Annotated in this window: 17 protein-coding genes; 6 read left to right on the top strand and 11 right to left on the bottom strand. The window is 60.1% G+C overall.

From position 1 onward, the window contains the following. Position 1: 1 nt before the first annotated feature. From emhB to BLQ41_RS11850, 4 genes are all read left to right on the top strand, one after another. Positions 2–3166 (top strand): efflux RND transporter permease subunit EmhB, encoded by a 3165-nt coding sequence (emhB, locus tag BLQ41_RS11865; protein ID WP_090181003.1) that lies wholly within the window; start codon positions 2–4, stop codon positions 3164–3166. Next, a complete protein-coding gene (emhC, locus tag BLQ41_RS11860; RefSeq protein WP_090181001.1) occupies positions 3163–4623 on the top strand; it encodes an efflux RND transporter outer membrane subunit EmhC in 1461 nt (486 codons plus the stop codon). The genes emhB and emhC overlap by 4 nt, the downstream gene beginning before the upstream one ends. A 336-nt stretch (positions 4624–4959) precedes the next feature. Beyond that, on the top strand, positions 4960–6219 hold the full coding sequence (locus tag BLQ41_RS11855; RefSeq protein WP_090180998.1) for an OprD family porin: 1260 nt from the start codon (positions 4960–4962) through the stop codon (positions 6217–6219). Between the two features lie 192 nt (positions 6220–6411). Beyond that, positions 6412–7227 (top strand): methyltransferase domain-containing protein, encoded by an 816-nt coding sequence (locus tag BLQ41_RS11850; RefSeq protein ID WP_090180995.1) that lies wholly within the window; start codon positions 6412–6414, stop codon positions 7225–7227. 141 nt (positions 7228–7368) lie between these two features. Here BLQ41_RS11850 and pcaC read toward each other — a convergent pair whose 3' ends face one another. From pcaC to pcaR, 11 genes are all read right to left on the bottom strand, one after another. After that, positions 7369–7761 (bottom strand): 4-carboxymuconolactone decarboxylase, encoded by a 393-nt coding sequence (pcaC, locus tag BLQ41_RS11845; protein WP_033060940.1) that lies wholly within the window; start codon positions 7759–7761, stop codon positions 7369–7371. 10 nt (positions 7762–7771) lie between these two features. Beyond that, the gene (gene pcaD / locus BLQ41_RS11840; protein WP_090180993.1) at positions 7772–8563 is read right to left on the bottom strand and encodes a 3-oxoadipate enol-lactonase; all 792 of its coding nucleotides are present in this window, start codon (positions 8561–8563) and stop codon (positions 7772–7774) included. An 11-nt stretch (positions 8564–8574) separates the two neighbouring features. Next, the gene (locus tag BLQ41_RS11835; RefSeq protein ID WP_090180990.1) at positions 8575–9939 is read right to left on the bottom strand and encodes a 3-carboxy-cis,cis-muconate cycloisomerase; all 1365 of its coding nucleotides are present in this window, start codon (positions 9937–9939) and stop codon (positions 8575–8577) included. Positions 9940–9984: 45 nt separating this feature from the next. Then, positions 9985–11289 (bottom strand): MFS family transporter, encoded by a 1305-nt coding sequence (locus BLQ41_RS11830; RefSeq protein WP_090180987.1) that lies wholly within the window; start codon positions 11287–11289, stop codon positions 9985–9987. Between the two features lie 205 nt (positions 11290–11494). Next, positions 11495–12061 (bottom strand): protocatechuate 3,4-dioxygenase subunit alpha, encoded by a 567-nt coding sequence (gene pcaG, locus BLQ41_RS11825; RefSeq protein WP_090180984.1) that lies wholly within the window; start codon positions 12059–12061, stop codon positions 11495–11497. Between the two features lies 1 nt (position 12062). Continuing rightward, the gene (gene pcaH, locus BLQ41_RS11820; RefSeq protein ID WP_090180980.1) at positions 12063–12767 is read right to left on the bottom strand and encodes a protocatechuate 3,4-dioxygenase subunit beta; all 705 of its coding nucleotides are present in this window, start codon (positions 12765–12767) and stop codon (positions 12063–12065) included. 36 nt (positions 12768–12803) lie between these two features. Further along, the gene (gene pcaF / locus BLQ41_RS11815; protein WP_197678926.1) at positions 12804–14009 is read right to left on the bottom strand and encodes a 3-oxoadipyl-CoA thiolase; all 1206 of its coding nucleotides are present in this window, start codon (positions 14007–14009) and stop codon (positions 12804–12806) included. Then, positions 14006–14785 (bottom strand): CoA-transferase subunit beta, encoded by a 780-nt coding sequence (locus BLQ41_RS11810; RefSeq protein ID WP_017336838.1) that lies wholly within the window; start codon positions 14783–14785, stop codon positions 14006–14008. Before BLQ41_RS11810 ends, pcaF begins: the two co-directional genes overlap by 4 nt. Further along, entirely contained in the window at positions 14785–15642 is an 858-nt protein-coding gene (locus BLQ41_RS11805; RefSeq protein WP_090180975.1) for a CoA transferase subunit A, read from the bottom strand. Before BLQ41_RS11805 ends, BLQ41_RS11810 begins: the two co-directional genes overlap by 1 nt. A gap of 223 nt (positions 15643–15865) precedes the next feature. Further along, the gene (locus BLQ41_RS11800) at positions 15866–17212 is read right to left on the bottom strand and encodes an MFS transporter (protein WP_090180972.1); all 1347 of its coding nucleotides are present in this window, start codon (positions 17210–17212) and stop codon (positions 15866–15868) included. 139 nt (positions 17213–17351) lie between these two features. Continuing rightward, the gene (gene pcaR, locus BLQ41_RS11795; RefSeq protein WP_090180969.1) at positions 17352–18194 is read right to left on the bottom strand and encodes a pca regulon transcriptional regulator PcaR; all 843 of its coding nucleotides are present in this window, start codon (positions 18192–18194) and stop codon (positions 17352–17354) included. Positions 18195–18877: 683 nt separating this feature from the next. Between pcaR and BLQ41_RS11790 the strand changes: the two genes are divergently transcribed. Both BLQ41_RS11790 and BLQ41_RS11785 read left to right on the top strand, forming a co-directional pair. Then, positions 18878–19078: a hypothetical protein gene (locus tag BLQ41_RS11790; protein WP_007935837.1), complete on the top strand. Its 201-nt coding sequence runs from the start codon at positions 18878–18880 to the stop codon at positions 19076–19078. Between the two features lie 377 nt (positions 19079–19455). Continuing rightward, entirely contained in the window at positions 19456–20931 is a 1476-nt protein-coding gene (locus BLQ41_RS11785) for an inorganic phosphate transporter (protein ID WP_090180966.1), read from the top strand. Positions 20932–21207 lie beyond the last annotated feature (276 nt).

The raw sequence follows: 21207 nt of genomic DNA, 5'->3' as shown, positions 1-21207 counted from the left end.
CATGTCGAAATTTTTTATCGACCGTCCGATTTTCGCCTGGGTAATCGCCCTGGTGATCATGCTGGTCGGGGCACTATCGATCCTCAAACTGCCGATCAACCAATACCCGAGCATTGCGCCTCCGGCGATTGCCATCTCCGTGGCCTACCCGGGCGCTTCCGCACAAACCGTGCAGGACACCGTGGTTCAGGTAATCGAGCAGCAGCTCAACGGTATCGACAATCTGCGTTATGTCTCTTCGGAAAGTAACTCCGACGGCACCATGACGATCACTGCGACCTTCGAGCAAGGCACCAACTCCGACACCGCGCAGGTTCAGGTCCAGAACAAACTGAACCTGGCCACCCCGCTGCTGCCGCAAGAAGTGCAGCAACAAGGTATCCGCGTCACCAAGGCTGTGAAGAACTTCCTGCTGGTGATCGGCGTGGTCTCGCGTGACGGCAGCATGACCAAGGACGACCTGTCCAACTACATCGTGTCCAACATGCAGGACCCGATTTCGCGGACAGCCGGCGTGGGCGACTTCCAGGTGTTCGGCTCGCAATACGCCATGCGTATCTGGCTCGACCCGGCCAAGCTGAACAACTTCAGCCTGACCCCGATAGACGTCAAGACTGCCATCGCCGCACAGAACGTGCAGATCTCGTCCGGCCAGCTCGGCGGCCTGCCGGCCATGCCCGACACACAGCTGAACGCGACGATCATCGGCAAGACCCGTCTGCAGACCGCTGAGCAATTCAACAAAATCCTGCTCAAGGTCAACAAGGACGGTTCCCAGGTTCGTTTGAAAGATGTCGCCGACGTCGGTCTGGGTGGCGAGAACTACAGCATCAACGCCCAGTTCAACGGCGCCCCGGCTTCCGGTCTCGCAGTGAAACTGGCCAACGGTGCCAACGCCCTCGACACCGCAAAAGCTTTGCGCAAGACCATCGACAGCCTCAAGCCGTTCTTCCCGCAAGGGATGGAAGTGGTGTTCCCGTACGACACCACGCCGGTGGTGACCGAGTCGATCAAGGGTGTGGTTGAAACCCTGGTCGAAGCGATCGTGCTGGTGTTCCTGGTGATGTTCCTGTTCCTGCAAAACTTCCGTGCCACGGTCATCACCACGATGACCGTGCCAGTGGTATTGCTCGGTACGTTCGGGATCCTCGCGGCGTTCGGCTTCAGCATCAACACCTTGACCATGTTCGGCATGGTGTTGGCCATCGGCTTGCTGGTGGACGATGCCATCGTCGTGGTGGAAAACGTCGAACGGGTCATGAGCGAAGAAGGCCTGTCACCCAAGGAGGCCACCAAGAAATCCATGGGGCAGATCCAGGGCGCACTGGTCGGTATCGCCCTGGTGTTGTCGGCAGTATTGCTGCCGATGGCGTTCTTCAGCGGTTCCACCGGGGTGATCTACAAGCAGTTCTCGATCACCATCGTTTCGGCCATGGCGCTGTCTGTGATGGTCGCGTTGATCTTCACCCCGGCACTTTGCGCCACCATGCTCAAGGCCATTCCCAAAGGTGAACACGGCGTACCGAAGCGCGGCTTTTTCGGCTGGTTCAACCGCAACTTCGACCGTAGCGTACGCAGCTACGAACGTGGCGTGGGCAACATGCTTGCGCACAAGGTTCCGTACCTGCTGGCGTACCTGCTCATCCTGGTCGGCATGATCTGGCTGTTCACCCGTATTCCAACGGCGTTCCTGCCGGAAGAAGACCAGGGCGTACTGTTCGCTCAAGTGCAGACCCCGGCCGGTTCGACGGCCCAGCGTACCCAGGTGGTCGTGGACCAGATGCGTGAATTCCTGCTGCGTCCAAGCAAGGATGGCGGTGAAGGCGATGCGGTGAACTCGGTGTTTACCGTGACCGGCTTCAACTTCGCCGGCCGCGGCCAGAGTTCGGGCATGGCGTTCATCATGATGCGTCCGTGGGACGAGCGTAACGCCGACAACAACGTGTTCAAGGTTGCGGCCCGCGCCCAGCAGCACTTCTTCACCTTCCGGGACGCCATGGTGTTTGCATTCGCGCCCCCGGCGGTATTGGAACTGGGTAACGCCACCGGTTTCGACGTGTTCCTGCAGGACCGCGCCGGTATCGGCCACGAAAAACTGATGGCGGCCCGCAACCAGTTCCTCGGCATGGCGGCACAGAGCAAAGTGCTGTCGCAAGTGCGCCCGAACGGTCTGAACGACGAGCCGCAATACCAGCTGGAAATCGACGACGAGAAGGCCAGTGCGCTGGGCATTACCATCGCCGACATCAACAACACCCTGTCGATTGCCCTGGGCAGTAGCTATGTGAACGACTTCATCGACCGTGGTCGGGTGAAGAAGGTTTACGTGCAAGGCCAGCCAGGTGCGCGCATGAGCCCTGAAGACCTGAAAAAGTGGTACGTGCGCAATCGCGACGGCGCGATGGTGCCGTTCACCGCCTTCGCCAAGGGTGAATGGATCTACGGTTCGCCGAAACTGGCCCGTTACAACGGCGTAGAGGCGATGGAAATCCTCGGTGCCCCGGCTCCTGGCTACTCCACCGGTGAAGCGATGGCCGAAGTCGAAGCCATCGCCCAGAAACTGCCGGCCGGTGTCGGTATTTCCTGGACGGGTCTGTCATACGAGGAACGCCTGTCCGGTTCGCAAGCGCCAGCGTTGTATGCGCTATCGCTGCTGATGGTGTTCCTGTGTCTGGCGGCGCTGTATGAAAGCTGGTCGATTCCGATCGCGGTGATGTTGGTCGTACCGCTGGGGATCATCGGTGCGCTGATGGCCACCAGCCTGCGGGGTCTGTCTAACGATGTGTACTTCCAGGTGGGCCTGTTGACGACTATCGGTCTGGCGGCGAAAAACGCCATTCTGATTGTCGAATTTGCCAAGGAGCTGCATGAACAGGGGCGCAGCCTGCGCGATGCGGCGATCGAAGCCTGCCGCATGCGTTTGCGACCGATCATCATGACATCGCTCGCGTTCGTTCTTGGTGTGGTGCCCCTGGCAATCTCCACAGGCGCAGGCTCGGGTAGCCAACATGCGATCGGTACCGGAGTAATTGGCGGTATGCTCACCGCCACGATTCTGGCGATCTTCTGGGTCCCGCTGTTCTTCGTCACCGTGTCGTCCATGGGCCAGCGCAAAATCGCCGACCAGGATGATGCTATTGAACCTTCTAAAGAGGCTGGCCAATGAGCAAGTCGCTACTCTCCCTAGCCGTCGCCGCGTTCGTGCTCGGCGGCTGCTCGCTGATTCCTGACTATCAGCAGCCCGCAGCACCGGTGGCCGCGCAATACCCGCAAGGTCCGGCGTACTCGCCGGCCCAGGCGCCTGCCCAGGCCGCCGCCGAACAAGGCTGGAAGCAGTTTTTCCATGACCCGGCGCTGCAACAGCTGATCCAGGTCGCCCTGGAAAACAACCGTGACCTGCGCGTCGCGGCCCTGAACATCGATGCGTTCGCGGCTCAATACCGCATCCAGCGTGCCGACCTGTACCCGGCCGTTTCGGCCAATGGCACCGGCAGCCGTCAGCGCGTTCCGGCACGGGCCTCGCAGACTGGCGAAGCGGGGATCAGCAGTTCCTACTCGGCCACCGTGGGTATCAGCGCGTATGAACTCGACATGTTCGGTCGGGTTCGCAGCCTCAGCGAAGAAGCGCTGCAGAAGTACTTCGCGACCGAAGAAGGTCGTCGCAGTACGCAGATCAGTCTGGTGGCCAGCGTGGCCAACGCTTACCTGGCCTGGCAGGCCGACAAAGAGCTGCTGAAGCTGACCCAGGACACCCTCGGTGCGTTCGAGCAGAGCTACAAGCTCACCGCGCGCAGCAACGAGGTCGGTGTCGCCTCGGCGCTGGACCTGGCCCAGTCACGCACCTCGGTGGAAACCGCCCGGGTTCAACTGGCGAAGTACACCCGCCAGGTCGCTCAGGATGAAAACAGCCTGGTGCTGCTGCTCGGCACCGGCATCCCGGCCAACCTGCAAGCCGCCAAACCGCTGTCTGACGATTTGCTGAGTGACGTGCCCGCCGGTCTGCCATCGGACTTGCTGCAACGTCGTCCGGACATCCTCCAGGCCGAATACAACCTGAAAGCTGCCAACGCCAACATCGGTGCGGCACGGGCTGCGTTCTTCCCGAGCATCAGCCTGACGGCCAACGCCGGCACCCTGAGCCCGGACTTGTCCGGTCTGTTCAAGGGCGGTTCGGGCACCTGGCTGTTTTCGCCGCAGATCAACCTGCCGATCTTCAACGCCGGCAGCCTGAGCGCCAGCCTGGATTACTCGAAAATCCAGAAAGACATCGGCGTGGCGAACTACGAGAAATCCATTCAAACGGCCTTCCAGGAAGTCGCCGACGGCCTGGCCGCCCGCCAGACCTACACCGACCAGTTGCAGGCGCAGCGTGACAACGTCACCGCCAACCAGGACTACTACCGTCTGGCCGAGCGTCGTTACCGCATTGGTGTCGACAGCAACCTGACTTTCCTCGACGCCCAGCGTCAGCTGTTCAACGCGCAACAAGTACTGATCACTGATCGCCTGGCGCAGTTGGCCAGTGCGGTCAATCTGTACAAGGCCTTGGGCGGTGGCTGGAATGAGCAGACGGCGAAAGTCGAACCGCTCAAAGAAGACGCGCCGAAGATGAAGTTGTTCTGATAGCGCTGTAAACACGAAGCCCACCTATTGGTGGGCTTTTTGTTGTCTGCGGGAAAGATGCAGTGCCGACACCGGCCCGCACAAACACCACAAAATCCAATTCAATCTTACGTTCGATAATCGCCCAAAACCTACTTTTGCCAATTGAACTACCTGGTTCATTCCCCTCAACATCTGCCCCCACAAGACCAATAACATCAGGTTCGACTCCATGTCCCCGCGCCCTGCCCTGTCCGGCTGATCCGTTCCGATTTTGACAATTACGAATCCTTTGTCTGCAACCTCGCCGTTGCGGCAGCGCCCCGTTTCATCCCTAAAAATTAGAGAGACCGCCCCATGACACCTTCCACCGCGCAGTATTATTTTCCCGGCCTGATCGCCATCGCCCTGGCCAGCGCTGCCCTGCCTGTCATGGCCGAGGAATCGGGGTTTGTCGACGGCGCCAAGGTCAACCTGAACCTGCGCAACTTCTACATCAACCGCAATTTCACCAACCCGACCAAGGCTCAAGGAAAGGCTGAAGAGTGGACACAAAGCTTCATTCTCGACGCCAAGTCCGGGTTCACCCAAGGCACCGTCGGGTTCGGCATGGATGTGCTGGGCCTGTACTCGGTGAAACTCGATGGTGGTAAAGGCACCGGTGGAACGCAGTTGTTGCCGCTGGACCACGATGGTCGCCCGGCCGACAACTTCGGTCGCACCAACGTGGCGTTCAAGGCCAAGCTGTCGCAGACCGAAGTGAAAGTCGGTGAATGGATGCCAGTGCTGCCGATCCTGCGCTCGGACGACGGCCGTTCCCTGCCACAAACCTTCCGTGGCGGCCAGATCACCTCGAAGGAAATCACCGGCCTGACGCTTTACGGCGGCCAGTTCCGCGCCAACAGTCCGCGCGACGACAGCAGCATGAATGACATGTCGATGACCGGAAAACCCTCCTTCACCTCCGACCGCTTCAACTTCCAGGGCGGCGAGTACGTGTTCAACGACAAGCGCACGCAGATCGGTCTGTGGAACGCCGAACTCAAGGACATCTACAGCCAGCAGTTCGTGAACCTGATTCACAGCCAGCCACTGGGCGACTGGACCCTGGGCGCCAACCTCGGCTTCTTCTACGGCAAGGACGACGGCAGCGCCCGGGCCGGCGACCTCGACAACAAAACCTTTTATGGCCTGTTCTCGGCCAAGTACGGCGGCAACACCTTTTACGTCGGCCTGCAAAAACTCACCGGCGACAGCGCCTGGATGCGCGTCAACGGCACCAGCGGCGGCACCCTGGCCAACGACAGCTACAACTCCAGCTATGACAACGCCCGGGAAAAATCCTGGCAAGTGCGACATGACTACAACTTCGTCGCCCTCGGTGTTCCCGGCCTGACCCTGATGAACCGCTACATCAGCGGCGACAACGTGCACACCGGCAACATCACCGACGGCAAGGAATGGGGCCGCGAAAGCGAACTGGGCTACACCGTACAAAGCGGCGCGCTCAAGGACCTGAACGTCAAATGGCGCAACTCGACCATGCGCCGCGACTACAGCAATAACGAGTTCGATGAGAATCGGTTGATCGTCAGCTATCCGATCAGCTTGTTGTAAACAGCCATCGAGGGTGGGAGCCGCTGGTCAGATGGGCTGGCGCTTTACCCACCCTCAATTAAAGTCAAAAAACCTGACAGGATTCAGGTGATGTTCAACCTTCTTAGCTTCCGTTATCTGTTGATGTTGGTCCGCAAGACTTGAGCCAGGCTGTCATCGGAAGACACCACTTGATCACCAGAGGACCACCTCATGATCACTCCGCTCAAAACAGCTCCCGCCAAACCCGACTGGGACGCCAAGGCCTACCAGCAATTCTCAAAACTTCGACAACGACCGGTGAACGAGCTACTCGACCGCGTCGACCTGGACAAGCCCAAACGCATCTACGACCTGGGTTGCGGCACGGGCATTGCCACGCAAGTACTTTCCAAGCGTTGGCCCCGAGCCCAACTGATGGGTATCGACAGTTCGAAGCAAATGCTTGTGGCGGCCAGCTGCCTGCCGATCAAGGCGCAGTGGAAGCAGTGCGATTTACAAACCTGGCAACCGGAGCAACCCGCCGATCTGCTCTTTGCCGCCGCTGTGCTGCACTTCATCGACGACCACGAACACCTGCTGCCGCGCCTGCTGGGTTATCTCAATCCGGGCGGTTGTCTGGCGGCGCACATGCCCGACTGGCGAGATGCGATGTGGTATCAGCTGATGCTCGATACCCTTGATGATGGCGGCCCGGGAGGCCAACCGCTGGGTACGCCGCAGTTATGCGAAACCCTGGCTGCGCGCCCATTACTGCCGCTGGAAAGTTACTATCGGTTGCTCTCCCCCATCACCCGCACGCTGGATATCTGGGAGACCGAACAGCTACAGGTCGTCGATGGCAAGTCGCCGATCTACGACTGGATCAAGGTGTCGGCTCTGCGGTCGGTGATGCAAGCGTTGGAGGATAACGAACAGGCGCGATTCATCTATCACTTCATGATGCGGGTGCATGCGCATTACCCGCATGAGCCCGATGGGCGCACGCTGTTTCCTTTCAAGCGGATTTTCATTGTCGCCACGGTTTGAAATACAGGACTGATGCAAGCAGACCCACCGCCATCGCGGGCAAGCCCGCTCCCACAGTTGAACGCGTCACTTGTGGGAGCGGGCTTGCTCCGGGCGGCGTTCCGACGAAGGCGGCCCGTCAGGCAACATACATCCCGAGGATCATTCCCGAGATTCGACTCCCAACTCATCCCACACCGACTCCGCGAGGTGGAATGTTGCATTGGCCGCCGGAATCCCGCAGTAGATCGCGCTCTGCATGATCACTTCCTTGATCTCGCCGCGAGTCACGCCGTTGTTGGCGGCGGCGCGCAGGTGCAGTTTGAGTTCTTCGTTGCGGTTCATGCCGATCAGCATGGCCATGGTGATCAGGCTGCGGGTGTGGCGCGGCAGGCCCGGACGGGTCCAAATATCGCCCCACGCGTGGCGGGTGATCATCTCCTGAAATTCCGAGTTGAACTCGGTCAGGGCGTTCAGACTGCGGTCGACGTGGGCATCGCCCAAAACCGCGCGACGGACTTTCAGACCTTCGTCGTAACGTTGTTTCTCGTCCACAAAAAAATCCTCAGTGGCCAGCCAGAAATGCCAACACCCGCGCGCTGAAAGCGTCGCCGGCCTGGACGTTGGACAAGTGCGCAGCGTAGAACTCGGCGTACTCGGCGCCCTGCACGTGCTCCTGAATGAAGTGCCCGCCGGACGGCGGCGTGACCGCGTCTTCGGTGCCGGCGATGACCAGCAGCGGCACCTTGATCGCAGACAGCTGATCGCGGAAATCGGCATCACGCACGGCAGCGCAGTTGGCCGCATAGCCCTCAGGCGAGGTGGCCGCGAGCATGTCAGTGATCTGCTTCGCCACCGCCGGATTGGCTTGGGCAAAATCGGCGGTGAACCAGCGCGCAATCGAGGCATCGCGCAAAGCGACCATCGCAGCCGGACCGTCACGCAACACGGTTTCGATCCGTGGGTTCCACACCGACGGATCGCCGATTTTCGCGGCGGTGTTGCACACCACCAGTTTATTCAGGCGTTGGCCGGCGTTGATCCCCAGCCACTGGCCGATCAAACCGCCCATCGACAACCCGCAGAAATGTGCGCGTTCTATGTTCAGCGCATCCAGCAGCGCCAGCACGTCATGCCCCAATTGCTCGATGCTGTAAGGCCCCGGCGTCACCAGCGATTTGCCGTGGCCCCGGGTGTCGAAACGCAGCACGCGAAAATGCTCGGCGAACGCCGCCATCTGCGCGTCCCACATGTGCAGGTCGGTGCCCAACGAGTTGGAAAGCACCAGTACGGGCGCGTCGACCGGCCCTTGAATTTGGTAGTGCAGTTCGCCATCGGCGAGTTGTACGAAAGCCACAGCAATCTCCTTCAGGCAGTCAATGCAGAATGTTCAGCCACCGCCCGCTCGACCCAGGTATGGGCCTGGCCGAGGTAGTTGGCGGGGTCCATCAGACGATCCAGTTCAGCGGCAGAAAGCTGGGCGGTCACTTGCGGTTCCTCACCCAGTACCGCACGCAGATGACGCTGTTGCGCCACGGCGCGTTTGCAACACTGTTCCAGCAAATGGTGTGCAGTATCGCGACCAACCCGCTGGGCCAGGACGATGCTCACCGCTTCGGCGAGCACCAGGCCCTGGGTCAGGTCGAGGTTGCGGGCCATGCGTTCGGCGTCCACTTCCAGAGAATCGGCCACCAGCAACGCCTGTTTCAGGCTGCCCGACACCAGGCAGCAAATCTCCGGCAGGGTTTCCCACTCGGCATGCCACAAACCCAGGCTGCGTTCGTGTTCCTGGGGCATCGCGCTGAACAGGGTCGAGAGCAAACCGGGTACGCGAGTGGCCGCACCGATCAGCACCGCCGCGCCCACGGGGTTGCGTTTGTGCGGCATGGTCGAAGAACCGCCCTTGCCCGGCGCCGCGGGTTCGAACACTTCCCCCGCTTCGGTCTGCATTAACAGGCTGATGTCACGGCCGAGCTTGCCGAGGCTACCGGCGATCAAACCCAGCACCGAGCCGAACTCCACCAGACGATCACGCTGGGTGTGCCAGGGTTGCTCCGGCAACGTCAGCTGCAGCTCACCGGCCAAGGCTTCGGCAATCGGCATGGCCTGGTCGCCGAGGGCCGCGAGGGTCCCGGAAGCGCCGCCAAATTGCAGCACCAACAGCCGCGGCTTGAGTTCTTGCAGCCGTTGGCGGCTGCGGCTGACCGCGCCCAGCCATCCGGCGATTTTCATGCCCAGGGTGACGGGCGTCGCATGTTGCAACCAGGTGCGGCCAGCCAGCGGAGTGGCGACGTAGCGCAACGCTTGGGTGGCCAACGTTTCGCCCAGCTGCGCCAGATCACATTCGATCAACGCCAGCGCCTGGCGCAGTTGCAACACCAGGCCGGTGTCCATCACGTCCTGACTGGTGGCGCCCAAATGCACGTAACGCTCAGCCTCGGCATCGTTGGCGGCAATGTGCTTGCCCAATGCCTTGACCAGCGGAATTGCCGAATTACCGGCCGTGGCAATCGCCTCGCCCAACGCGGCAAAGTCGTAAAACCCGGCCTGACAGGCCGCTTCGATAGGCGCAACAGCGGTGTGTGGAATCAAGCCGACTCGCGCTTGCGCTCGTGCCAATGCTGCTTCGACATCGAGCATGGCCTGAACCCGGCCCTGATCGCAGAACACTTCACGCATGTCGCGGGCAGTGAAATAGGCATCGAACAATTGATTGCCCGGTCGCTGGTTCATAAACAATCCCTGAAGGCGTGGGCCAATGTGGCCCACGCGGATAAATCAAAGGTCGTGGTGCAGGTATTTCGCCTCTTTCGGCAAGCGCAGGCTGAACAGGAACGCCACCGCCATCATCACCGTCACGTACCAGTAGAAGGAGTTTTCCATACCGCCGGCCTTGAGGCTCAGGGCCACGTATTCCGCTGAACCGCCGAAGATCGCATTGGCCACCGCGTATGCCAGGCCGACACCCAGTGCGCGCACTTCGGGCGGGAACATCTCGGCTTTTACCAGGCCACTGATGGAGGTGTAGAAACTGACGATCGCCAGCGCCACGGTAATCAGCACAAAGGCCAGGAACGGGCTGCTGATACTTTTCAGGCTGAGCAGGATCGGCACGGTGAACAGCGTCCCGAGGGCGCCGAACCAGAGCATGGAATTACGACGACCGATCTTGTCCGCGAGCATGCCGAACAGCGGCTGCATGCACATATAAAGGAAGAGCGCGCCGGTCATGATGTAGCTGGCGGTCTTGGCCTGCATGCCGGCGGTGTTCACCAGGTACTTCTGCATGTAAGTCGTGAAGGTGTAGAAAATCAGCGAGCCACCGGCGGTGTAACCGAGCACGGTGATAAAAGCTGCCTTGTGATCGCGGAACAAGGCGGTGATGCTGCCAGCGTCCTTGTTTTCACGCATTTCCTTGCTGGTGGTTTCCTTGAGCGTACGACGCAGGAACAGCGAAATCAGCGCCGCCGCCGCACCGACCACAAACGGGATCCGCCAGCCGTAGGCACGCAAGTCATCTTCGGTGAGGAACTGTTGCAGGATCACCACCAGCGACACCGCCAACAGTTGGCCGCCAATCAGCGTCACGTACTGGAACGAGGCAAAGAAACCGCGCTGGCCCTTGAGGGCGATTTCACTCATGTAGGTCGCGGTGGTGCCGTACTCGCCGCCCACCGACAGGCCCTGGATCAGACGCGCGAACAACAGCATGACCGGTGCCCAGACACCGATGTCCTTGTAGGTCGGCAGGCAAGCAATAAGCAACGAACCGAAGCACATCATCAGAATCGAGATCAGCATCGAATTCTTGCGCCCGTGCTTATCCGCCACCCGGCCGAAAATCCAGCCGCCAATGGGTCGCATCAGGAACCCGGCGGCGAACACGCCCGCCGTGTTGACCAGCTGCACCGTCGGGTTATCGGACGGGAAAAAGGCAGGGGCGAAATAAATCGCGCAAAAGGCATACACGTAGAAGTCGAACCATTCCACGAGGTTGCCGGACGAGGCACCGACAATGGCGAAGATCCGCTTGCTGCGCTCTTCGCCGGTGTAATGAACGGGGGTAGCCGTGGGTGTAGTCATTATTTTTTTACTCAATGGGGACAGTGAGAGTCTAGACACACTTCGCAATAGTCCCGTTCCGCAGATGCAGTCTTCATTCCGATCGTTCCCACGCTCTGCGTGGGAATGCCGCCATGGACGCTCCGCGTCCACTGTGACGCAGAGCGTCACGGGATGCATTCCCACGCAGAGCGTGGGAACGATCAGCAGGGTTTGCGGTGATCAATCAATAATCGAAGAACACCGTCTCGGCATCGGTGCCCTGCAGGATCACGTTCCACTGGTAGACACCGCTCGCATCCTGCTTCGCCAGCAACGTACCGCGGCGTTCAGCCGGTACACATTCGAGCAGCGGATCAGCCACATTGGCTGGTTCTGCGTCGAAATAAATCCGCGTCAGCAGGTGCTTGACCAACCCGCGAGCAAACACCAGCACCACCAGATGCGGTGCCTGAGTCGAGCCCTTCAGGCCCTCCACGGTTCCAGGCTTGATGGTGGTGAAACGGAAGCGCCCTTCGGCATCCACCGGCACCCGGCCAAAACCTTCGAAGTTCGGGTCCAGCGGTTTGTCCTGATCGTCTTCCGGGTGGTCGTACTTACCGGCAGCATTGGCTTGCCAGATTTCCAGCATCGCGTCGTTGACGATATCGCCATTGCCGTCGATGACTTGCCCGGTGATCGCTACGCGCTCGCCCAGGGTGTGTTCGACGGTCAGGTTTTCGCGGTTCAGCCAGGTCAGGCCGATGTGGTAGTAAGGTCCGACGGTGTGGGACGTGGTCGCAGTCAGCGTCATCTTATTTCTCCATCGGCGTGGCATCGCGGCCGCGCAAGACGATGTCCCAACGATAACCGAGGGCATAGGAAGGGATGGTTTTTTCCAGGTCGAAACTGGCGATCAAGCGCTCTTTGGCGCTGGTATCGGGCACGCAGTTGTAGATCGGGTCATAAGCCAGTAGCGGGTCGCCCGGGAAATACATTTGCGTGACCAGACGCGTCAGGATGCTCGGTCCGAACAGTGAGAAATGGATGTGCGCCGGGCGCCAGGCATTGTGGTGGTTGCCCCACGGATAGGCGCCGGGCTTGATGGTCTGGAATTGATACCAGCCATCGGCGTCGGTCACGGTGCGGCCGGTCCCGGTGAAGTTCGGGTCCAGCGGCGCATCGTGCAGGTCGCGGTCATGGTTGTAGCGACCGGCGGCGTTGGCCTGCCAGATCTCAACCAGAATCCCCGGCACCGCAAGACCGTTTTCATCCAGCACACGGCCATGAATGATGATGCGCTCGCCCAAAGGCTCGCCCTTGTGCTGGGCGGTCAGGTCATTGTCCTTCTCGTTGACGCGCTCTGCACCGACTGTCGGGCCGGTGATTTCCGACAACGAATGGGGCAAAAACACCAACGGCTTGGACGGCGAGCGACGGTTGGTGGATTGATAGGCTGGGTGCAGGTAGTCAGGCTGAGTGCCTTCCTGCGGACGGCGGTAACCAGGCTTGTCAGTCATTTCACTTTCCTATGTTCTTATTGTCACTGCTGCGCGTCAGACGCGTTCGATCGCCAAGGCCAGACCCTGGCCGACGCCGACACACATGGTCGCCAGACCTTTCTTGCCACCGTTTTTTTCCAGCTGATGCAACGCAGTCAGCACCAGGCGCGCACCGCTCATGCCCAGCGGATGGCCCAAAGCAATGGCGCCACCGTTCGGGTTGACCTGCGCCGCGTCATCCGCCAGCCCCAATTCACGCAGCACCGCCAGGCCTTGGCTGGCGAACGCTTCGTTGAGTTCGATCACGTCGAAATCGCTGACGGCCAGACCGAGGCGCTCGGTCAGTTTGCGCACCGCCGGGACCGGGCCAATCCCCATGACCCGAGGCGCTACACCGGCACTTGCCATGCCCAGCACTTTGGCGCGGGCAGTCAGACCGTGTTTTTTCACTGCTTCGGCCGAGGCCAGGATCAGCGCCGCGGCACCATCGTTCACACCCGATGCGTTACCGGCAGTGACCGTTTTATCGGGACCGTTGACCGGTTTCAGTTTCGCCAGGGTTTCCAGGGTGGTGTCGGCGCGAGGATGTTCATCCTGGCTGACGACGGTTTCCCCTTTTTTGTGGGCAATGCGCACTTCAACGATTTCTTCAGCGAAAAATCCTGCAGCTTGCGCGGCGGCTGTCCGTTGCTGGCTACGCAGCGCGAAAGCGTCCTGATCTTCGCGGGACACTTGGTAATCGTCGGCCACGTTGTCGGCGGTCTGCGGCATCGCATCGACACCGTATTGGGCTTTCATCAACGGATTGATGAAGCGCCAGCCGATGGTGGTGTCTTCCAGCTTCATGTTGCGCGAGAACGCCGCATCAGCCTTGCCCATCACAAACGGTGCGCGGGACATCGACTCGACGCCGCCGGCAATCGCCAACTCCATTTCACCGCTGGCGATGGCACGGAATGCGGTGCCGATGGCATCCATCCCGGAAGCGCAGAGACGGTTGAGGGTCACGCCCGGAATGGTTTCCGGCAGCCCCGCCAACAGCAGCGCCATACGCGCCACGTTGCGGTTGTCTTCACCGGCCTGGTTGGCGCAGCCGAGGAACACTTCGTCCACCGCGTTCCAGTCCACGGATGGGTTGCGCTCCATCAACGCCTTGATCGGCACGGCGGCCAAGTCGTCGGCGCGCACCGCCGACAGGCCACCGCCGAAACGGCCGATGGGGGTGCGAATCGCGTCGCAAATATAAACGTCACGCATCATGCTTCTCCGGGTGCTTGGCCGTGGGCGGCGGCAGTGCGCGCTTCCAGATCCCTGAGCGCCTTCAATTCGACCTCGGTCGGCTCGGCGGTGTTTTCCACGGTTTCGGCAAAGCGAATCGCCCAGCCGGTGGCGGCGGTCACTTGCTCGCGGGTCACGCCCGGGTGCAGTGCGGTGACCACGAATTCATGGGTGCCGGCTTCCGGCTCCATGATGCACAGGTCGGTAATGATGCCGACAGGGCCCGCGCCCGGCAGGCCGAGACGCTTGCGCGAGTCGCCGCCTTCGCCGTGGCCGACCGACGTAATGAAGTCGAGTTTGTCGACGAAGGAACGCGCTGACTGTTTGAGAATGATCAGCACGCTTTTGGCCGAACCGGCGATCTCCGGCGCACCGCCCGCACCCGGCAGGCGGACTTTCGGCGCGTGGTAATCGCCAACCACTGTGGTGTTGATGTTGCCGAAGCGGTCGACCTGCGCGGCGCCGAGGAAACCGACGTCAATGCGCCCGCCCTGCAGCCAATAGCGAAAAATCTCACCGGTCGGGACGACGGTGTCAGCGGTTTCGGCCAGCTCGCCGTCACCGATCGACAGCGGCAATACGCTTGGCTTGGCACCGATCGGACCCGATTCGTAGATCAGCACGACATCCGGCGAAGACGTCAGGCGCGCCAGGTTGGCCGCTTTCGATGGCAGGCCGATGCCGACGAAGCACACTGAGCCGTTTTTCAGGCGGCGGGCGGCGGCAACCGTCATCATTTCATTGGTGGTGTAAGTCATTACTTGGCCTCCGAAGCAGCGGCCAGCTTGGCCTGGAACTCGCTGAAGTCAGCGCAGCCGTGGATGTATTCGTTGATCCACGCGGTGAAGGTTTCACGGTCGCGGGCAATCGGGTCCCAAGCCTGGTAGAAACGGTTGTCGCGTTCGTTGTACCCATGGGCGTAGGACGGATGCGCACCGCCAGGGACGTGGCAGACCGCGCTCAAGGCCCAGGTCGGCAGTACGCAGGAGTTCATCGGAGCATTGAGGTCGTCGACGATTTCTTCAACGGTCACGATGCAACGCTTGGCGGCCAGCGCAGCTTCTTTCTGCACACCGAGAATGCCCCACAACAGCACGTTGCCTTTGCGGTCGGCTTTCTGCGCGTGGATCACGGTGATGTCCGGGCGCACCGAAGGTACGGCGGCCAACGCTTCACCGGTGAATGGGCAGGTCACGGTTTTGATCAGCGGGTTGACCTTCGGCAGGTCGGAACCAGCGTAGGCTCGCAGCACCGCGAACGGCAGGCCAGAGGCACCCGCGACGTAGGCATTGGCCAGGTCGGCGTGGCTGTGCTCTTCGATTTCCAGCGCATGCGGCCACTGCTTCTCGACCGCATCACGCAGACGGTGCAGCGAGCCGACGCCCGGGTTGCCGCCCCAGGAGAAAATCAGCTTGCGAGCACAACCGGCGCCGATCAACTGGTCGTAGATCAGGTCAGGCGTCATTCGCACCAGCGTCAGATCTTTCTTGCCCTGGCGAATGATTTCGTGACCCGCCGCCGTAGGGATCAGGTGAGTGAAGCCTTCGAGCGCGACGGTATCGCCGTCGTTGACGAACTGCTTCACCGCGTCGTGCAGCGAAAGGATTTCAGCCATGGGGCAGGCTCCCGTTTTTATTAACCGACAGTGGAAGAAAAAGGCGCGATGCGCTGCGCCGGAATGACTGAAGATTAAGCCTGCGCAAAACGTCAAACAATCCGATAATCGACTGAGTGTTCGTTTATCGAACAGATTGTTGTTCGGCTACCGATCGTCGACTTTGATCGTCTGATCGTTCCCACGCAGAGCGTGGGAACGATCTAGTAACGCTCATATACCGTCAGGTCGCATCCGCGTGACTGACCATGCCCTTGATCACCACGGCGGTGGTCGCCACGGCTGCCGGAATCACCAGCGCCGTCAGCACCTGTTCGAAACTCCAGCCCAAACCGAGCAACGTCGCGCCCATCCAGGCCCCGAGGATCGCGCCAAACCGGCCAATCCCCAGCATCCATGAGACACCGGTCGCGCGCCCTTGAGTCGGGTAAAACCGCGCGGCCAGCGACGGCATCGCCGACTGCGCGCCGTTGACGCACATCCCGGCCACCAGCACCAGCGTCGCCAAGAGCGTGATGTTGCCCAGGCTCTGCCCTACCGCGTAGGCAAACACCCCGGCCAGCAGGTAGAAAATGCCGATGACCTTGTGCGGATTGAACCGGTCCATCGCCCATCCCACACCCACGGCGCTCAAAACGCCGCCAAACTGGAACAGTGCGCCAATGAACGCTGCTTTCTCCATGCTCGCGCCGCTGTCACGCATCAGCGTCGGCAGCCAGCTCGTCAACAGGTAAACGATCACCAGGCCCATGAAGTACGTCAGCCACAGCAACAAGGTGCCGGTGCTGTAGGTGCCGGAGAAAATCACCGCAAACACGTTGCGCGCCTTCACGCTTTTTTGTTCCGGTACGCTGAAGCTCGAGGCTTGGGCGACAACGGTCGGATCGATGGGGGCCAGGGTCTTGCGCACTTTATCGGTGCCGCGATTGCGCACGACCAGGTAACGCGCCGATTCCGGCAACCAGAACAGCAATACGACGGCGAGGATCAGCGGCAGAATCCCGCCAATCAACAGCAGACTGTGCCAGCCGAACGCAGGAATCAGTTTGGCCGAGATAAACCCGCCGCCGGCCATGCCGAGGTTGAAGCCGCAGAACATGCTGGTCACCAGCAGGGATTTTTTGCGCTCCGGGGTGTATTCCGACAGTAACGTCGTGGCGTTCGGCATGCCGGCGCCCAGACCCAGGCCGGTCAGGAATCGCAGCACCAACAATTGATCAACGTTAGTGCTGTAGGCCGACGCCAGGCTGAAGACGCCGAACAGCAACACCGCGCCGACCAGTACGACTTTTCGCCCGAAGCGGTCAGCCAGCGGGCCGGAGCCCAGCGCGCCAAAGACCATGCCGATCAACGCGGCACTCATCACCGGGCCGAGACTGGCGCGATCGATACCCCAATCCTGAGACAGGGCCGGTGCGATGAAGCCCATCGCCGCGGTGTCGAGGCCATCGAGAAAGACAATCAGAAAACACAGGATCACCACTCGCCACTGGTAGCGCGAAATGGGTTGAGCATTGATGAAGGACTGCACATCGAGGCAGTTTCCTACAGCAGACTGAGGCTGGTTCATTATTTTTATTCCACGCAAGAACGCAGTCGGACAGGTGCCAGCCAAGGCTGGCGCTGCCGCGACAGTAATGATCCCGGGGAAAGAGCGTCAATTCGATAAACGCGACACTGTGCGTTTATCGAACAGCTTAGAAGAAGGCTCAGGCAAACAGTTGCGCGCTGAGGTCGCGACTGGCGCTCAGCAAACCGGGCAGGAAACGTTGCTCCAGTTCATTGCGGCTGACCCGTCCCGCGTGGGTACTGACGTTCAGCGCGGCCACGACCTGACCGGAAGCGTCGTACACCGGAACGGCAATGGAACGCAGGCCTTGCTCCAGTTCCTGATCGACAATGCACCAGCCTTGCTGCCGCACTTCTTGCAGGCATTCGAGCAGCGCCTCGGGGGTGTGCAGGGTTCGGCTGGTCTTGGGCTGGAACTCCGCATGGTCGAGGTACTCGCGCAGCGAAGTGTCGTCCAGCGCCGCGAGAAGAATCCTGCCCATGGACGTGCAATAGGCCGGCAGTCGCCCGCCCACCGACAGGTCCACGGAAATCAGGCGCTGGGTCGTGGCCGAGCGCGCGATGTACAAAATGTCGTCGCCCTCCAGCGTCGCCATGTTGCAAGCCTCGTGAAGCTGTTCACTCATGCGGTCAAGATACGGCTGGGCGGATACCGCCAGTGGCGTAGAGGATAAATAGGCATGCCCCAGGGTCAACACCTTGGGCAGCAGCGAATAGGTGCGACCGTCAGTGGTGGCATAGCCGAGTTTGATCAGGGTATGCAGGCAACGTCGCACAGCAGCGCGGGGAATTTCCGTGCGGTGACTGATCTGGGCAATCGTCAGGTGCCGCTTGCGCTCCTGGAACGCTTGCACCACCGCGAGGCCCCGGGCCAGGGAGGTCATGAAATCCGGGTCGCCGGTCAGGGCCTGGATGCGCTTGGCGGGCGAGGCCACGATTGGCGGTGCCACTGAAGCGAAGGAGTTGCGCATTTGATCATTCATATCAGGTCCTTTCCTACACGGATCAGCGGCTATTACAAGCGGCTACCGGTTCTGCACACAAGCCGCCGGCCGCCAAGATTGGGCGATTATCGAACCATCGACCGATAATCGCAATCGACACCAGCGAACGCCTGCCTTGCGTACGCCCTAATGTTAACGTCGGCACTAGATGTTATTTTTTCTTGATAGATCACGGACTTTAAGGCGCGATGTAATGGGCGTAACTTGCTCGACTTTATGGCGCCAGAAAGACATCGGCGCCGAGTGACATCATCGAGGCGTAGTTGCCGAAAAAGTTGCTATTAACAAAACAATCACACACGGTGAACTACTTTTAACTCAGCGGAGATAGTGTTCTTCCGTTCGACCGCTATAATGGATCTCAGTGGTGACCGGTTTTTACGTGCCGGCTCAGCCACTCGACAGCCCGGTACTCTACCGTCGCTGCCCGCAGCAAACGCTTGACGCTCATTTCATATGCTCGGCCAACGCGCGCGCTGAAATAGGTAACTGATGCTACGTCAGCTGTTTTTCTCTGGTGCCGTGGCCGCCTGCAACATGGAAGTGTTGTTCACCTGCCGTAAAACGATGCCTTGTCGGGCATTGCCCTTTCGGCAAGTGTGGTCAATAGATTCATGCAGTGCGTTTCACCAGAATTTATCTCAACTCATACAGGTAGCACTGTGACGAAAGACGAACTGCGCGCGGAACTTGAGCGCCAGGAACAACGTTACAAGGAAGTTTACGGCGGGGAAGTCACCACCTACGCCGCTCAGCCCGAACCCGAGCGCAAACCTTGGCGTAAACGCGCCACCGTTCAGGATCAGGCGTTCACCCAGGAATTGCAAAAGATGGAAAAGGAACTCAAAGCCGAAGAGCCATGATTGCCTCGGCCTGAATCCTTCCAAGGGTCTGCATCTGCACCTGTTAAAAGCGGGTTGTATGGATGGTGCCTTTCGCGCCCGCTACAAGCGGGCAGCGGCAACCTCATCCATCGGTTGAGGCAAATGGTGCATGCCCGACCCTCTTTTCAGATATTTCACACAAGCGGTCAAGCCTCTCGACTTCACGAGCGAAACCCTTGTGGCTGCGGCCTTTTCTCAAGAATTCAATGACTTGCAAAACCCCGGAAAAAGCTGGGGCATAAGCTATCAGCACAAACTAATTCATTGAAGAATGTTACCGATGAGCAGCAAGTGCATCGATTAGCAGTCTTTTCTGGCATAATCGCGCCCCCTTATGACCGGGTCAGAAAACCTTCATGATCGATTTATTCAGCGGACTAGATGCTTGGGTGCTTGTGAGCCTCTTGCTCGCCCTGGCCTTTGTCCTCGCCTTCGAGTTCATCAACGGCTTTCATGACACCGCTAACGCGGTGGCCACTGTTATCTACACCAAAGCCATGCCGCCTCATCTGGCGGTGTTCTTTTCCGGTGTGTTCAACTTCCTCGGCGTGCTGCTGGGCGGTGTTGGCGTGGCGTATGCCATCGTCCACCTGCTCCCGGTAGAACTGCTGATCAATGTGAACACCGGTCACGGACTGGCCATGGTGTTCTCGTTGCTTGCCGCCGCCATCACCTGGAACCTGGGCACCTGGTACTTCGGTATCCCCGCCTCCAGCTCCCATACACTGATCGGTTCGATCCTCGGTGTCGGCCTGGCGAACGCCTTGATCAACGATATTCCGTTGGCCGATGGCGTGAACTGGCAGAAGGCGATCGATATCGGTGCGTCCCTGGTGTTCTCGCCTCTGGCGGGTTTCATCGTCGCCGCGCTGGTGCTGATCGGCCTTAAATGGTGGCGTCCCCTGTCCAAGATGCACAAGACACCGGACCAGCGCCGCAAGCTCGACGACAAGAAGCACCCACCGTTCTGGAACCGCCTGGTACTGGTGATCTCGGCCATGGCCGTGAGCTTCGTGCACGGTTCCAACGACGGTCAGAAAGGTATCGGCCTGATCATGCTGGTGCTGATCGGTATCGTGCCGGCGCAGTTCGTACTCGACCTGAGCAGCACGACTTACCAGATCGAGCGTACCCGCGATGCGACCTTGCACCTGAGCCAGTTCTATAAGCGCAATTCCGACACCCTGGGCGAGTTCCTGGCGCTGGGCAAAAGCGTGGAAGGCGATCTGCCGGAGAAATTCCGTTGCAACCCGCAACAGACCGAACCGACCATCACTGCCCTGCTCGGCACCCTTAAAGGTGTAGCGGACTACCATTCGCTGCCATCGGACAGCCGCATCGAAGTGCGTCGCTACCTGCTTTGCCTGGACGACACTGCGAAGAAAGTCAGCAAATTGCCTACCCTGGCAGCCCGTGAAAAAGCTGACCTGGACAAACTGCGCAAAGACCTGACCACCACCACCGAATACGCCCCGTTCTGGGTGATTCTGGCCGTCGCCCTGGCCCTCGGCCTCGGGACCATGGTGGGTTGGAAACGCGTGGTACTGACCATCGGCGAGAAGATCGGCAAGCAAGGCATGACCTATGCCCAAGGCATGTCGGCACAAATCACCACCGCGTGCATGATCGGCCTGGCGAACATCTTCAGCCTGCCGGTCTCCACCACACACGTCCTGTCGTCCGGCGTCGCCGGCACCATGGTCGCCAACAAAAGCGGCCTGCAAGGCGGCACCGTCAAAACCATCCTGCTGGCCTGGGTCCTGACCCTGCCAGCAACAGTGGCCCTGTCGGCCGGCCTGTTCTGGCTGGCCTCGAAGGCACTGGGCAGCTGATATTTAGCTGCAACGAAAAAGGCGCGCACCGTGAGGTTCGCGCCTTTTTTATTGCCGAGCTTTCACGCCGAACCGGATTCCCTGCAGGAGCTGTCGAGTGAAACGAGGCTGCGATCTTTTGATCTTGGTCTTAAAAAATCAAAGTCAAAAGATCGCAGCCTCGTTTCACTCGACAGCTCCTACAAGTGGACTTTATTGCCTGTCAGATTTTCGTGGGCAAAAAAAAGGGCAACCGAAGTTGCCCAAAATGCCTTGCGTGCTCATTACACCCAGAAA

Source organism: Pseudomonas arsenicoxydans (genome assembly GCF_900103875.1).
GTDB lineage: Bacteria > Pseudomonadota > Gammaproteobacteria > Pseudomonadales > Pseudomonadaceae > Aquipseudomonas > Aquipseudomonas arsenicoxydans.
The sequence above is the reverse complement of the archived record's forward strand: the minus strand, read 5'-3'. Positions and strand labels throughout refer to the sequence as shown.